The following is a 13,860-nucleotide window of genomic DNA, read 5'->3' as shown; positions in this document are numbered from 1 at the left end:
TCTATTTCGTCTTTCCCGAAGCGGCCACCTTGTCAGACAGCACCCCGTGAGTTCGCAGTGCCGGAACGTCGTACGTCCAATGGGCATTCGAGTCATGCTCGTCGAACCCCGAGGGCGAAACGAGTACGGCTGTCCACTCACCTCTTGGGGGCGGCTTCTTGAGCTTCCATGTCACCTTCCAGCGGCCGCCCTGCAGGATGTCGGCCTTCGGCGACACGAGCCACGCATCCCCGCCCTTGGACTGCTCCTCGTCCGAGGAATCACCCGCTGGATTGCGGGTGATGACGTATACCGCCATCCCCGAGCGGAAGCTCGCTGCAGTCCCGGTGAAGACGTACGTCTTGCCATGCGGCGGCGCCGGGGACTCTGTGAACGAGGTAATGCCAACCGAGTTCCTCACGCTCTGGGGTGGCTGGGCCGCTGGTGGCGGGCTCTCTCCCCCGCTTCCGTTCGCCAACAGGCCGGTGATCAGAGCGGCGATGATCGTTGCCACCGCTGCAATGAGTGCTGTGATCACCTGCCAGCGATGCACCCGGATCTGCGAATCAGGCTCAGGTGGTGGCGGGTTGGGGCGATCACTATCCGGGTCCCCGGAGTCCCCGTGATCTGGCGTTGTCACTGACCCACCGCCGCGGCCCCCTTGCTTCGCTGCCGACGACCATCATGCCCAAGAGCTGTGCCCATCTGGCCCCTTTCGAGAAAGGAGATGCCATGCTCGACCAAGAGGTCGACTCTCCTGACTGGTGGTTGCTGCGGCTCGGCCGGAAGCTGCGCAAGCGGAACGGGCAGCTCGACGAGTGGTGGCGTTACTACCGCGGTAAGCCAGATCTGCCCGAGCTGCCGCGCAACGTCGAGCAAGCGTTCATCGACTTCCAGCGCAAGGCGCGCACGAACTTCTGCGGTCTGATCGCGGGGGCTACGGTGCACCGGCTGCTCGCGCTCGGCGTGACCGGCCCGGATGGCGAGCCCGACGAGCTCGCCGCCCGTTGGTGGCAGGCGAACCGGCTCGACTCGCGACAGAAGCTCGTATGGCGGGTCGCGATGACGCAGAGCGTCGGGTACATGCTCGTCGGCCCGCATCCGACCCGCACCGAGGCCAACGGGCGCCCGTCGCCCCTGATCACTCCGGAACATCCCCGCGAGTGCATCGTCGAGTGCGACCCGGAGACCGGCGAGCCGTACGTCGGGCTCAAGACATTTCACAACGAGATCGACGGCTACGGCTATGCGCGCGTGCTGTACGACGACCGCTCGTTCCCGTACCGCACGACCGAGGTATGCGGCGCGCGACGACTGCCGTGGGGCCCGGACTCGTGGGAGTACATTGGGGAGAGCGACGAGGGCGAGCCGCACGATCTCGGCGGGCTGCCGCTCGTCGAGTTCCCGCGGATGCCCGACCTTGGCGAGGAGCCCGAGCCCGAGTTCGCGGGTGTGCTCGACATCCAAGACCGCGTGAACATGGGCATCTTGAACCGCATGGCGGCGAGCCGGAACTCAGGCTTCCCGCAGAAGTGGATCAAGGGGCACAAGTTCGCGAAGCGCAAGGACCCCGTGACCGGGCTCGTCACGGTCGAGCAGCCGTTTGTTCCGGGGCCGTCCGTGGTGTGGGCGAGCGAGGGCGAGAACGCGCAGTTCGGGCAGCTCGCGGCGAGTGACCTGTCGGGGTTCATGAAGGAGCACGAATCCGACGTGCGCGACATGCTGATCTTGTCGCAGACCCCCGCGTACTACTACGCGGGCGACCTCATCAACATCTCGGCGGACACCGTGAGCGCCCTCGATCTGCTGCATGTGGCGAAGGTGCGCGAGCACATCGCGTCGTTCGGCGAAGGGCTCGAAGACGTGATGAGCCTCGCCGCAGCGCAGGCGGGCGTGCCCGAGGACTACACCGACGCCACCGTGCGTTGGACCAACCCGCAGTACCTGAGTCCGGCCGTCCAGGCGGACGCCGCAACGAAGTTGGCGAGCATCGGCTATCCGCTCGACGTCATCGCCGAGGATCTCGGCGAGTCGCCGCAACGCGTACGCCGCATCACCGCAGGCGCTGCGGCCGAGAAGCTGCTCGCCGCCTCGCTGCTGCCCGCCAACCCGGCGCCGACCGCGGGCAACCAACCCGACGACGAGGAGGCGACGGGTGGGTGAGGCACTGCAGACCGCGCTCACCGACCGGTACGACGCCCTGTCAACGTCACTGCGTTCGCGCGTGATTCAGTTCGTCCTCGACGCGTTCGACTCGCTCGGAGGTCACCGCGACGGCGACGCCGCAGCGTTCATCGAGCAAGTGCTGCCGACCGTGCTCGCGGCGCAGGCGCAGATGGGGCAGATCACCGACGCGTACCTGTCGGCGATGATCGCGGACATGCTCGGCGGCGCCGCGGCGCCGACCGGCGTCGCCCTCGACGAGGCGCTGCGCGGGGTGCCGCCCGACGAGGTGTACACGCGCCCGTTCGTCACCACGTGGACCGCGCTCGCGCAGGGCAAGGCGTATGCGCAGGCGGTCGCCGAAGGGCGTACGCGGCTGCTGTCGATCACCGAGACCGACCTGCAGCTCGCCCGCACCCACGCCGCCCGGCAGTCCATGCAGCGGGGCGGCGTGAAGTTCTTCCGGCGCGCGCTGCGCGGTCCGGGGAACTGCGCGCTGTGCACGATCGCCTCGACGCAGCGGTACCGGGTCGAGAACCTCATGCCGATCCATCCGGGCTGCAACTGCAAGCCCGAGCCGATCGTCGGCAACAAGGATCCCGGGCAGATCATCGACGAGACGCTGCTGCGCGAGGCGCACGCTGCCGTCGCGAAGGGTGTCGGCGCCTCGGATGCGGGCGGCCGCGCACCCGACTACCGCGAGGTCATCATCACTCGCCAACACGGCGAGTACGGGCCGCTGCTCGCAGTGGCACGCCACGAGTTCACCGGGCCGGGCGACATCGCCGGCTCGTGATGCCCGCGCCGACACGGCGCGTTCAGGCTCACCCCCTAACCCGACACGGGAGACACCACCATGCGCACGCGCACTCTGCCCCGCCATGCCCGTACCGGGCAGCTCGCCCTCGGGTGGCGCAAGGCCCGCCCGCACCAGGGCGAGGACCCGGCCGAGCTGTACCCGGTGTGGCCTGTCCTCGGCGGTGCTCCGGATGACATCGGCGACCAGGACGACGACGGCGACGACTCCGACACGGACGACGACACCGACGGCGACCAGGACGACGACGCCGACAAGGGCGACGACAAGACCGATCACCAGGCCGAGGCCGAGAAGTGGCGCGCGCTCGCGAAGAAGCACGAGGGACGCGCGAAGGCCAACGCCGGCGCGGCGAAGGAACTCGCGAAGATCAAGCGCGAGGGCATGAGCGAGGCCGACCAGAAGGTCGACGAGGCGGTCGCCGCGGCCCGCGCCGAAGAGCGCGTGAAGTCCGGCGAGCGGGTCGCCCGTTCGGCGTTCCTCGCCGCGGCGAAGGGACGTCTCGACAACGCGAAGGACGTCGCCGACGACGTCAACCTGCGCCGGTACGTCGACGACGAGGGCGAAGTCGACGAGGACGGGATCGCCGAGCTCGTCGACCGGCTCGCCCGACCGGCTCGCCCCGAAGTCCGGCAAGGACAAGAACGACGAGGACGACGACCGCGACGGGCGTGACACGCGCCGTCGCCGCGGCCGCGGATTCGACCAGGGCGCCCGCAAGGGCAGCGGCAAGGGCTCGGGCGGCGGCGTGGCTGCCGGCCGCGACCTGTACGCGACGCTGCTCGGCAAGGGCGCCGACAAGAGCTGACACCGAAGGAATTGACCATGATTCTTGCTCAGACCACCGAGCAGTTCGGGTCTGACGATCAGTCGTGGCTCGGGTCCGCGCACGGCACGGACGCGACCGAGACGATCGCTCTCGACACGAGCACGTTCACCCCGGCAACCCACTACCCCGCGGGGTACTTCAAGAGCGGCATTCCGCTCGGCCGCATCACGGCGGGCGGGAAGTACGGGCCGTACAGCGACACCGCGACCGACGGCAGGCAGACCCTCGTCGGGTTCCTGTTCGCCGCGGTCAAGGCACCGACCGACAACACCCGCGATCCGGCGGCCGCGCTGCTCACGCACGGCAAGGTGCGCGAGTCGCGGCTGCCCGTTGCGGTCGATGCCGCCGGTAGGACCGACGTCGCCGGCTCGATCCGGTTCGTCTGAGAGGACTGATCATCATGAGTTGGACTCTCGACACCGAGTTCATTGAGCCGACCGAGCTCACCGGTCTCATTCGGGCCGCGCTCGCCGACCTGCAGGTGAACCGCTTCACCCTGTCGCGGTGGCTGCCGAACGTCGAGATCGACGATCTCGCATACGAGTTCACCAAGGGCGGCGGCGGGCTCGCCGAGACCGCGAGCTACCGGTCGTGGGACGCCGAGTCGAAGATCGGCCGCCGTGAGGGGATCGGCAAGGTCATGGGCGAGCTGCCCCCGATCTCCGAGAAGATACTGCTCAACGAGTACGACCGGCTGCGCCTGCGGAAGCTGCAGCGTGACGACGCGCTGCCGTTCATCGCCCGCGACGCGCAGCGTCTCGCCCGCAACATCGGCGCGCGCTTCGAGGTCGTGCGCGGGCAGGCACTCGTCAACGCGCAGGCGCCGATCACCGAACTGCAGCAGACCGTCGACTTCGGCCGCGCGGCCGGGCACTCGGTCGTCGCCGCGGTGCTGTGGTCGGATCACGCGAACGCGACCCCGATCGACGACCTTGAGTCGTGGGTGCAGACCTACAGCGACACCAACGGCACTGCGCCGGCCGTGATCCTCATGCCGAAGGCGGTGCTGCAGCACCTGCGGCAGTGCGAGCAGGTGATTCGGCAGGTGTTCCCGCTCGCGCCCGCAGGCTCGGCGCCCATGGTCAACCGCGACCAGGTGAACACCGTTCTCGAATCCATGGGGCTGCCGCCGATCGAGCTGTACGACGCGACGGTCAAGGTCGATGGCGCCTCGACGCGGATCACGCCGGCGAACGCGCTCGCGCTGCTGCCCGAGCCGGGCGCCACAAGCGCGGCACAGCCGACCGAACTCGGCGCGACGCTGCTCGGCACGACGGCCGAGTCGCTCGAAGCCGAGTACTCCCTCGTCGCGTCCGAGCAGCCCGGCATCGTGGCGGCGACGTTCAAGACGAAGGACCCGGTGCGGCTGTGGACGCACGCCGCGGCGGTCGGTATGCCGATCCTGCGCGAGCCGAACCTCACGTTCAAGGCGCAGGTGATCGCATGAGTCGGCGCCTGATCGCGCACGTGCACGTCGACGGCATCGCGTACGGGCCCGACGACGAGGTGCCCGCGGCCGTTGCGAGGCGTATCGGTGCGCACGCGTGGACGTCTGGCGAGGACGCCGGGGGGCCGCCGGGCGATCCCGAGGCCGACGGCGGCGCCGAGCCGCCGCCGCGCTCTGGCCGCGGCTCGGGCATCGAGGCGTGGCGGGCGTTCGCCGAACAGCACGACGTCGAGGTCGCCGCCGACGCGAGCCGCGAGGACATCATCGCGGCCGCTGAGTCGGCCGGCGTCGTCGAGCCCGAGCAGCCGAAGGAGTAGGGGCGATGGCGGCGTTCGCGACGGTCGAGGACTACGAGGCGCGCGCCGCCGTCGCTCTCCCCGCGGGCAGCCCGAAGCGCCGGCAGGTCGAGGTGTACCTCGACGATGCGTCGGCGCTCATGCGGCGCCACATCCCAACCGGCCACGCGCCCGACGTGGACACGTTGCGCGCGATCTGCGTCGCGGTCGTGCGCCGTGTCACGGCCAACCCGGGCGGGTACCGGCAGCGCACCATCGGGCAGTACTCCGAGACGCTCGGCGAAGACGGTGGTCTGTACCTCACCGAGGACGAAGTCGCCATGCTGCAGTCGGAAGACGCGAGCGACCCGGACGCCGACGACGCGTACTCGGTCGTGCTCGTCGACCAGGGGCTACCGGGGTGGACTCGCGACCCGACGTGCCTCGGGCGGCGATGGCTGTGATCCCCGACGAGATGCTGCCGCACCTCGTCGACGTCGAGCACCCGGGCAAGCGGCTGGACCGGAACGAGAACGAAGTCGACGACTGGTCGGCCTCGACGCGCGCCCCGGTGTGGGCGTGGCTGCAGCAGAACACGGGCGCGGAGGACACCGACCAGCGGAACGCGCAGATCGGCGAGTGGCTGATGATGTGCAACCCGCAGACGGCCGCCGGTGCGCCGCTCACCGTGTACGGCTCGGCCCGCGTCCACTGGGGTGCGCTGCACTTCGAGGTGATCGGCCCGGCCGGCCCGACGTACGCGCCCGACCGGCTGCACCACTACGAGATCAGGCTTCGGTCAGTGGAGGGGTGAGCCATGGCGCGCATGCGTGTCTCGATCAACCGGCGCGCGGTCGCGTCGTTCCTGCGCTCACCCGAGACGCGGGCACTGATCGAGCGCAAGACCCGGGCCGTCGCCGAGACGGCCGCCGAGGTGTCCGAGGCTGACGGGCACTTTCGTGTCGACGTCGAGACTGGCGAGCGGCGGGTGCGCGGCGCTGTCATCGGCGACTACTCGACCCGCGTCCTTGAGGTGTCCCGGCGGGCGCTGCTGCGCGCCCTCGACGCCGCTCGATCGGTCGAGTGATGGGCGCGTTCGCGTTCCCCGACGCACCGACGGTTGTGCGGGCGTACCTGCAGGCGGCGCTCGACGTGCGCGGCGTGTCCGTGCCGGTGCGCACCCGCGTGCCGAACCCGCGGCCGGATCGGCTCATCAGGGTCGAGCGGCTCGGCGGCACGCGTCTTGACCGGATCACGGACCGGCCGCGGCTGTCGTTCGAGGTGTGGGCGCCGTCGCAGGACGAGGCGGCCGACCTCGCAGAGCTCGCCCGCGCGCTCGTCCATGCGATTCCGGGGTGGCGGGGTGCTGTCGCGTACGACGTCGTCGACGTCGGCGGTCCGACCAACTCGCCCGATCCCGCCTCGGGCAGCGAGCGCGCGACGTTCGCCGTCGAGGTGTCGCTGCGGGGCAGGCCGCTCGCCCCCTGATCACGGCTCACCCGCCCTGACAGCTCACCCCCGCCCGCTCTGCGGCCGGGGGTTTCTTCCTGCACGGAGGTACACACCCATGCCCACCTACGACGCTATTGCCGGCCCGGGGCTGAAGACCGAACTCATCCGTAAGCAGCTTTCACAGGCGATCTTCGCCGCTGACACGGGTGTCTCCGCGATCACTGCGCCGTTCACCCCTGCGACCGGTGAGCTCGCCGCCGTGCCCGCGGGGTACGTGCCGGTCGGCTACACCACCGACGACGGGATCACGTTCGCGTCCGACCTGTCGATGTCCGACGTCACCTCGTCGCAGTCCGTCGAGCCGACCCGCTCGGATGTCGAGTCGGACGTGCTCACCGCCGAGTACACCCCCCAGGAGACGAACGCGGCGACCGTTTCCCTGTACGAGGGGCTGCCGCTGTCGGGTGCTGGGGCGCTGCCCGAGCTCGGCGCCGCGTGGTCGTGGGACCGCCCCGTCACCCCGAAGAACCCTTATCGCAGGCTGCTGTTCATCGGCGTGGACTTCAACGACTCCGGCCAAGAGCTGTACGTCGTGAAGTTCTTCCCGCGGGCCCGGCTCACGGGCAAGGACGACGAGCAGTGGGCGCGCAGCGAGTCGACGAACCGGCCGGTCACGTTTACCGCCTACCGCGACACCGCTGTCGGCACATCGTGCCGCACATGGGTCGACGGGCCCGGGTGGCGTGCCTTCGACACCACTCCGTAACCCCTGGTCGGGCGGGGGACGGCGGTTCTGGGTGAGCCCCGCCGTTTCCCGCCCTTGACGTGCTCACCCGCAGCTCACCCAAGGGAGAGGTACAGCCATGTCGAAGCCCAACCGCAAGCGCTACAAGCTCGAAGCGGTCCGCTCGTCGTACGCCGAGGCGGTCGGCGGCGAGGCGGTCGAGTTCGAGGTCGGCGACGGGAAGGTGTTCAGCTTCCCGCACCCGATGTTCGCCAGTGACGAGGAGCAGCGCGCGCTCGACGACGCCGAGGGCGATCACGGCAAGGCGCGCGTACTGCTCGGCGATCAGTACGAGGCGTTCGGGAAGGCGGGCGGCGACGACAACAGCGTGATGCTGCTGTACGTCGCGGTGCGCGCCGAGGCGCAGGACACGGTGCAGCGGCACCGCCCTACGAGGGGGTAGGCGACGGCGGCAAGGACGCCGTCGACACCTACACGTACACCGTGCTCGACGTCCTCGGCGATCATCCCGAGAGCGTCGAGGCGGACCTGATCCGGTACTTCGGCGGCGACCCTCTCGCCGCCTACTGGCGTGGCGAGATCACGCTGCGCAAGCTGCGCGTCCTGGTCGAGGCGCTGCCTCCCGACTCGGCGACGGCCCGCGCCGAGGCCGGGCACCACTGGACACACCTCGACTACGCGGCCGCGGACACCCGCGACCTGGTTGAGCTGCTGCTGACGGCGTTCATCAACGCCAACCGCGATCCGAAGGCCGCTGCGCTGCGGTGGCCCGAGCCGTCGTGGCGGCCGGGCGACGCGCTGCCCGAGGACACCTCGGCGGACGAAGAGGCCAAGCGCGCGAAGGCGCGAGCCGCGTACGAGCACATCGTCGCCCGAGCCACAGGGGGTTGACTCATGCCGGTCGAGATCGGCGTCGGGTACGTCAGCGTCGTTCCCGAGGCGCGGGGGTTCGGGCGCCGGTTTGAGCGGCAGCTCGCGGGCGAGTTGGCCGGCGCCGGTCTCGCGGCCGGCCGCGAGTCGGGGAAGGGGTTCCTCGGCGGGATCGGCGATGTCGTCAAGACCGGCGTTGCCGGTTTCGCCGCGGGGGCGGGCGCGCTGTTCGCTGCGGGGTTCGTCGAGGCGGTCGAGCAGGACAAGAGCAACGCCAAGCTGGCGGCCCAACTCGGCCTGTCCGAGAAGGAGTCGGCGCGGATCGGAGCGGTCGCGGGCAAGGTCTACGCGAGCGGCTACGGCGAGAGCGTCGACCAGGTCAACCAGTCGTTGAAGGCGCTCGCGCAGAACGGCGTCGCTGCGGTCAACGCGCCGAAGAAGGATCTCGCCGGGCTGTCGAAGTCCGCGCTCGCCCTCGCCGAGACGTTCGAGGTCGACGTGTCGGACTCGGCGCGGGCGGCCGGGCAGCTCATCAAGACCGGCATGGTCAAGGACGCGCGCGGCGCGTTCGACCTGATTACCCGGGGGTTCCAGACCGGCGCGGACAAGGCCGGCGACATGCTCGACACCCTCAATGAGTACTCGACACAGTTCCGCGATCTTGGACTGACCGGGTCGCAGGCGGTCGGGCTGCTCACGCAGGGACTCAAGGCGGGCGCCCGCGACTCGGACATCGTCGCGGACGCGCTCAAAGAGTTCGCGATCCGGGCGAAGGACGGCTCGGACACCACGAAGCAGGGGTTCGACGCGATCGGCCTGTCGGCCGATCAGATGGCGCAGACCTTCGCCAAAGGCGGGCCCGGGGCGGCGAAGGCGCTCGATACGGTCCTCGACCGGCTGCGTGACATCAAGGACCCGGCGAAGCGCTCGCAGGTCGCGGTCAAGCTCTTCGGTACACAGGCCGAAGATCTGCAGCAGAGCTTGTACTCGCTCGACCCGAGCCGGGCCGAGGCGGCGCTCGGCAAGGTGGACGGCGCGGCCGGCCGCATGGGCAAGACCCTGCACAACAACGCGACGCAGCCGCTCGAAGTCTTCAAGCGGCAGGTACTGCAGGGGCTCGCCACGGTCGCGGACAAGTACGCGTTGCCCGCGTTGGTGGCTTTCGGTACGGGGCTCAACCGGTACGTGCTGCCGCCGTCGCGTGCGGTGGGCGGCGCCCTGGTCGACGTCCTCGTGCCCGCGGTCACGGCCACGGGCGGCGCTCTCGCGGCCGGCGGCCGGTGGGTGCGTGATTACGGGGTATGGCTGCTGCCGCTCGTGGTGGCCGTGGGCGGGCTCGCCGTCACCATGGGTGCCTCGGCGATCGCGACGGCCGCGACGACTGTCGCGTTCTCCGCCTACCGGGCCGTCATCCTCACGACAGCGGCCGTCACCCGCGGTTACACAATCGCTCAGGCGGCGCTCAACGCGGTCATGTCCGCGAACCCGGTCGGGTTGATCATCACAGGTGTCGCGGCGCTCGCGGCGCTGCTCATCGTCGCCTACACCCGCAGCGAAACGTTCCGCAACATCGTCCAGACCGGCTTTCGGGCCGTGGGCGCGGCGGCCGTGTGGCTGTGGCAGAGCGTCTTGTCGCCGACGTTCAGCGCGATCGGCACGGCGGGCAAGGTGCTGTTCACGATCCTCGCGGTCGTCGTGGTCGCGCCGCTCGTGATCGCTTTCCGCACGTTCGGCCTGGTGATCGGGTGGCTGTGGAACACCGCGATCGGCCCGGCGTTCCGCGCGATCGGAGCGCTCGGCAGGTGGCTCTACAACACCGCGCTGCGTCCTGCGGCCGCCGGGTCGGTCGCCGCGTTCCGCGCGATGGGCGCGGCCGGGTCGTGGCTGTACCGGTCGGCGATCGCGCCGGCGGCCCGCGGGATCGGGTCCGTGCTGTCGTGGCTGCTCGGCTCGTCCGTCAAGCCGGTCGCCGCCGGGGTCAAGACGGCGTTTCGCACCATGGGCGCGGCCGGGACGGCGCTGTACCGCTCGGCGATCAAGCCGGCGTTCGACGGGATCGGTTCGGCCGCGTCCTTCTTGTGGACCAAGGGGCTGAAGCCTGCGTTCGACGCGGGTAAGAGGGGCGTCGGCCTGTTCGCCGGGGCGTTCAAGACGGCGAAGGACGGCATCGCCAAGCAGTGGGGCGAGGTCGACGACGTCGCCAAACGGCCCGTGAATTTCGTGATCGACATGGTCTATACGCACGGCATCAAGGCCGTGTGGGACAAGGTCGCGGGATTCGTCGGGCTCGGCAAGCTCCCGAAGGCCCCGAAGCTGCTCGCCGCGGGCGGGGCCGTCGGCCCGTGGGGGCCGGCCGCGCCGATGAAGGTCAGCAAACCGACCGCGATCGTCGGCGAAGGACGGCGCCAGTACCCGGAATTCGTCATCCCGACTGACCCGCGGTACCGCGGGCGGGCCCGGTCGCTGTGGGAGGCGGCCGGGACTCAGCTCATGGCCGACGGCGGTGTGCTCGGCACCATCAAGGGGTGGGGCGGCGACGCCGTCGACTGGGGAGTCGGCAAGGCGAAGAAGATCGGCGGGGCCGTGATGGACGGTCTCGATCTGCTCACCGATCCCGGGAAGATGTGGGACAAGGCGATCAAGCCGGTCCGCGACAAGATCGCGAAGGTCGGTCAGTCGAGGTGGGCGCAGGCGATCGGGAAGCTGCCGGTCAAGATGATCGGCGGTCTCAAAGACAAGGTCGTCAGTAAGGCGAAGAGTCTGTTCGGCTCTGGCGGCGGGGGTGACATCGGCGGCTCGGGCGTCAAGCGCTGGTCGTCGGTGGTACTGCAGGCGCTCAAGCTCGTCGGGCAGCCGGCGAGTCTGCTCGGGATCACGCTGCGCCGGATGAACCAGGAGTCGGCCGGCAATCCGCGCGCGATCAACAATTCGGACATCAACGCCAAGAACGGCACGCCGTCGAAGGGCTTGATGCAGGTCATCGGCCCGACGTTCGCCGCGTACGCGGGTAAGCTCCGCGGCCGCGGCATCTGGGACCCGCTCGCCAATATCTACGCGTCGATGCGGTACGCGTTGTCGAGGTACGGCTCGCTCGCCTCGGCGTACAACCGCCCCGGCGGGTACGCGCGCGGCGGGTCGCCTCGGCCGGGCGAACTCGCGTGGGTGGGCGAGGCCGGTCCTGAACTCGTCCGGTTCAAGGGCGGCGAGACCGTTTACGATCACCGCACCTCGCTCGGCATGGCGGCCGGGCTCGGCGCCGTACGCGGGTTCGCGAAGGGCACGAGGCTGACGGGCACCTACCGTTCGCCCACCGAGATCAAGGCACGCCGGGAACTGCCCGGCGACCTCAAAGGCTTCACGAAGAGCCTGACCGGATCGGCGAGCGATATCGCGCGGGCGGCGAAGAGCCTCGCCGACGACCTGCGGAAGACCGGCAAGGCGGGCCGCGGGCTCGCCGACAAGGTCGGCCGGACGTCGGCCAAGCTGCAGGGGCTCGCGCGAAGGCGCGAGACCGTCGCCTCAACGCTCGCGACCGCGCGGCAGGCGGCGGTCGACCAGCGGCAGAGCGCGAAGGATTACCTCGGGCTGACGAACATCAACGGCGGGAAGATCGCCACGGTCGGCGATCTGATCTCGGGCATGAAGACGCGGCAGTCATCGCTCTCGAAGTTCCAAGGGCTGATCAAGACGGCGCAGAAGAAGGGGGTCGACCAGTCCGTCATTCAGCAGATGGTCGCCGCCGGGCCCGACAGCGGGCTCGCACAGCTCATCTCCGGGGCGTCCGCGGGCGACATCAAGAAGATCAACTCTCTTGCCAAGAGCGGCGCGAAGCTGTCGACGTCGTACGGAAACACGATGGCCGACGCGATGTACGACAGCGGCAAGCGTGCGGGCGACGGTTTCCTCGCTGGTCTGCGCGCGCAGGAAAAGGCCCTGCAGAAGCAGATGGACAAGCTCGGCGACGCCCTCGTCGACTCGATCCGCAAGCGGCTCAAGATCCGGTCCCCGAGCCGTGAGACCGAGGAGGTCGGCGAGATGGTCGGCGCGGGCGTCGTCGTCGGCACCGACAAGTCGCTCGCCGCGGTGCGGGCGGGCGCGAAGCGGCTTGGCCGCGCGGCGATCCCGCCCGTCGTGCCGACGGCTGAGGCGGTGCGCGCCGCCGCGCAGGCCGGCGGGCAGCCGGGCGGCACCACGTACAACGTGTATCCGCGCACGCTCGACATGAGCGTGCGCGACCTGGAGCTGCTGCAGCGGCGGCAGGACGCCCTCGCTCGGGGGGGGGCAGGACGCCCTCGCTCGGGTGGGGAGGCCCCGTTAGATGCCCCTGATCACCGCACCGGCTGTCGACCCGCCCGATCCGGGCGGCACACCGGTTCCGCTGCCCGAGGTCGGGCTCGCCGTCGCCTCGTACACCGATCCTTCCTGGACCGTGTGGCCGTTGATGGACGAGGCGGCCGGGTGGTTCACGCTCGCCGACGGCGTCTCGGGGCTCGGCGCGGCGCCATACACGCTCACGACGGACGCGCACCCGCGCGGCGGCGCCCGGCTGCGGTACGCGCAGCCGCAGCCGCGGGCGATCGTGTGGCCGCTGTACGTGTACGGCGGGGATCACGTCGAGTTCGTCGGCCGGTGGCGGGCGCTCGCATCGGCGTTCACGCGCACGCTGCGCGAGGGGCCCGGATGGCTGGAGATCGCGCGGCCGGACGGCACTCGCAGGCGGATCGCCGTGCACTATCAAGAGGGGTTCGAGGGGCGCGGATCGAAGGGGTCCGGGATCGTCTCGGACTCCGCCGTGATCACCCTGTGGTGCGAGGACCCCTATTGGATCGACCCGGTCGAGGTGTCCGTGCACCGTGAGACCGGCGCGCTCGTCGACTTCCTTGTGCCCTACCCGAGCGTCTCGTCGTCGCAGGTGCTCGGGGCGACCACGCTCCGGAACCCGGGGGATGTGGTCGTGTGGCCGAAGTGGACGGTCACGGGCCCGGCGTCGCTGATCACGTTCACGCACGACGGAACGGGCGAGTCGTTCTCGCTCAACCCGGCGGCGACCGGGCACGGCAACCTACTCGCCGGCGAGCGGGTCACGATCGCTACCGATCCGCCCGCCGTGCGCTACCAGGACGGCGGCAGCTGGACCGCGGGGCTCAACTGGCCCGGCGCGGTGCTGTGGGGGCTGTCACCCGGGGACAACCCGGTGACGTTCCAGCTCGACGGGTCCGGCCCCGGCAGCGCGGTTGACCTGGCTTTCAGCCCCCGGTACGAGACCGCCTGATCGCGAGGGAG

16 protein-coding genes are annotated in these 13,860 nt (G+C 70.2%); 15 read left to right on the top strand and 1 reads right to left on the bottom strand.

The features are described from left to right. Window position 1 precedes the first annotated feature (1 nt). Window positions 2-517 (bottom strand): hypothetical protein, encoded by a 516-nt coding sequence (locus STRAU_RS42575; RefSeq protein ID WP_158692157.1) that lies wholly within the window; start codon window positions 515-517, stop codon window positions 2-4. Window positions 518-612: 95 nt separating this feature from the next. Here STRAU_RS42575 and STRAU_RS30095 point away from each other — a divergent pair, with 95 nt between their 5' ends. The 15 genes from STRAU_RS30095 to STRAU_RS44065 all read left to right on the top strand — a co-directional run bounded on the left by STRAU_RS30095 (window position 613) and on the right by STRAU_RS44065 (window position 13,849). Further along, window positions 613-2,142, top strand: coding sequence for a phage portal protein (locus tag STRAU_RS30095; RefSeq protein ID WP_259300021.1), 1,530 nt, complete (start codon window positions 613-615; stop codon window positions 2,140-2,142). Beyond that, entirely contained in the window at window positions 2,135-2,938 is an 804-nt protein-coding gene (locus STRAU_RS30090; protein ID WP_016644194.1) for a hypothetical protein, read from the top strand. The genes STRAU_RS30095 and STRAU_RS30090 overlap by 8 nt, the downstream gene beginning before the upstream one ends. Before the next feature lie 60 nt (window positions 2,939-2,998). Then, entirely contained in the window at window positions 2,999-3,634 is a 636-nt protein-coding gene (locus STRAU_RS30085; protein ID WP_016644193.1) for a hypothetical protein, read from the top strand. 150 nt (window positions 3,635-3,784) lie between these two features. After that, window positions 3,785-4,174 (top strand): head decoration protein, encoded by a 390-nt coding sequence (locus tag STRAU_RS30080; protein WP_016644192.1) that lies wholly within the window; start codon window positions 3,785-3,787, stop codon window positions 4,172-4,174. A 14-nt stretch (window positions 4,175-4,188) separates the two neighbouring features. Continuing rightward, on the top strand, window positions 4,189-5,235 hold the full coding sequence (locus STRAU_RS30075; protein WP_016644191.1) for a major capsid protein: 1,047 nt from the start codon (window positions 4,189-4,191) through the stop codon (window positions 5,233-5,235). Continuing rightward, entirely contained in the window at window positions 5,232-5,552 is a 321-nt protein-coding gene (locus tag STRAU_RS30070) for a hypothetical protein (protein ID WP_016644190.1), read from the top strand. The genes STRAU_RS30075 and STRAU_RS30070 overlap by 4 nt, the downstream gene beginning before the upstream one ends. Window positions 5,553-5,557: 5 nt before the next feature. Beyond that, the gene (locus tag STRAU_RS30065; RefSeq protein WP_016644188.1) at window positions 5,558-5,974 is read left to right on the top strand and encodes a hypothetical protein; all 417 of its coding nucleotides are present in this window, start codon (window positions 5,558-5,560) and stop codon (window positions 5,972-5,974) included. Continuing rightward, the gene (locus STRAU_RS30060; protein WP_259300020.1) at window positions 5,965-6,324 is read left to right on the top strand and encodes a hypothetical protein; all 360 of its coding nucleotides are present in this window, start codon (window positions 5,965-5,967) and stop codon (window positions 6,322-6,324) included. Before STRAU_RS30065 ends, STRAU_RS30060 begins: the two co-directional genes overlap by 10 nt. Before the next feature lie 3 nt (window positions 6,325-6,327). Then, window positions 6,328-6,597, top strand: coding sequence for a hypothetical protein (locus STRAU_RS30055; protein ID WP_259300019.1), 270 nt, complete (start codon window positions 6,328-6,330; stop codon window positions 6,595-6,597). Next, complete coding sequence (locus STRAU_RS30050) at window positions 6,597-6,998, top strand: hypothetical protein (protein ID WP_037662859.1); 402 nt, start codon at window positions 6,597-6,599, stop codon at window positions 6,996-6,998. Before STRAU_RS30055 ends, STRAU_RS30050 begins: the two co-directional genes overlap by 1 nt. Window positions 6,999-7,077: 79 nt before the next feature. Then, on the top strand, window positions 7,078-7,728 hold the full coding sequence (locus tag STRAU_RS30045; protein ID WP_016644185.1) for a phage tail tube protein: 651 nt from the start codon (window positions 7,078-7,080) through the stop codon (window positions 7,726-7,728). 97 nt (window positions 7,729-7,825) lie between these two features. Further along, window positions 7,826-8,149, top strand: a complete 324-nt coding sequence (locus STRAU_RS30040; RefSeq protein ID WP_016644184.1) for a hypothetical protein — start codon at window positions 7,826-7,828, stop codon at window positions 8,147-8,149. 41 nt (window positions 8,150-8,190) lie between these two features. Next, complete coding sequence (locus tag STRAU_RS30035) at window positions 8,191-8,598, top strand: hypothetical protein (protein ID WP_016644183.1); 408 nt, start codon at window positions 8,191-8,193, stop codon at window positions 8,596-8,598. Window positions 8,599-8,601: 3 nt separating this feature from the next. Further along, entirely contained in the window at window positions 8,602-13,434 is a 4,833-nt protein-coding gene (locus STRAU_RS40780) for a phage tail tape measure protein (RefSeq protein ID WP_016644182.1), read from the top strand. Continuing rightward, window positions 13,370-13,849 (top strand): phage tail family protein, encoded by a 480-nt coding sequence (locus STRAU_RS44065; protein WP_259300018.1) that lies wholly within the window; start codon window positions 13,370-13,372, stop codon window positions 13,847-13,849. Before STRAU_RS40780 ends, STRAU_RS44065 begins: the two co-directional genes overlap by 65 nt. Window positions 13,850-13,860 lie beyond the last annotated feature (11 nt).

This window comes from Streptomyces aurantiacus JA 4570, from assembly GCF_000414115.1.
GTDB classification, from domain to species: Bacteria; Actinomycetota; Actinomycetes; order Streptomycetales; family Streptomycetaceae; genus Streptomyces; species Streptomyces aurantiacus_A.
This window is presented reverse-complemented; position numbering and strand designations above follow the sequence as displayed.

Bases quoted from the DNA above. Each gene is read 5' to 3' on its own strand.
- STRAU_RS30085 (WP_016644193.1), top strand. From the start codon at position 2,999: ATGCGCACGCGCACTCTGCCCCGCCATGCCCGTACCGGGCAGCTCGCC.
- STRAU_RS30080 (WP_016644192.1), top strand. From the start codon at position 3,785: ATGATTCTTGCTCAGACCACCGAGCAGTTCGGGTCTGACGATCAGTCG.
- STRAU_RS30075 (WP_016644191.1), top strand. From the start codon at position 4,189: ATGAGTTGGACTCTCGACACCGAGTTCATTGAGCCGACCGAGCTCACC.
- STRAU_RS30070 (WP_016644190.1), top strand. From the start codon at position 5,232: ATGAGTCGGCGCCTGATCGCGCACGTGCACGTCGACGGCATCGCGTAC.
- STRAU_RS30065 (WP_016644188.1), top strand. From the start codon at position 5,558: ATGGCGGCGTTCGCGACGGTCGAGGACTACGAGGCGCGCGCCGCCGTC.
- STRAU_RS30060 (WP_259300020.1), top strand. From the start codon at position 5,965: ATGGCTGTGATCCCCGACGAGATGCTGCCGCACCTCGTCGACGTCGAG.
- STRAU_RS30055 (WP_259300019.1), top strand. From the start codon at position 6,328: ATGGCGCGCATGCGTGTCTCGATCAACCGGCGCGCGGTCGCGTCGTTC.
- STRAU_RS30050 (WP_037662859.1), top strand. From the start codon at position 6,597: ATGGGCGCGTTCGCGTTCCCCGACGCACCGACGGTTGTGCGGGCGTAC.
- STRAU_RS30045 (WP_016644185.1), top strand. From the start codon at position 7,078: ATGCCCACCTACGACGCTATTGCCGGCCCGGGGCTGAAGACCGAACTC.
- STRAU_RS30040 (WP_016644184.1), top strand. From the start codon at position 7,826: ATGTCGAAGCCCAACCGCAAGCGCTACAAGCTCGAAGCGGTCCGCTCG.
- STRAU_RS40780 (WP_016644182.1), top strand. From the start codon at position 8,602: ATGCCGGTCGAGATCGGCGTCGGGTACGTCAGCGTCGTTCCCGAGGCG.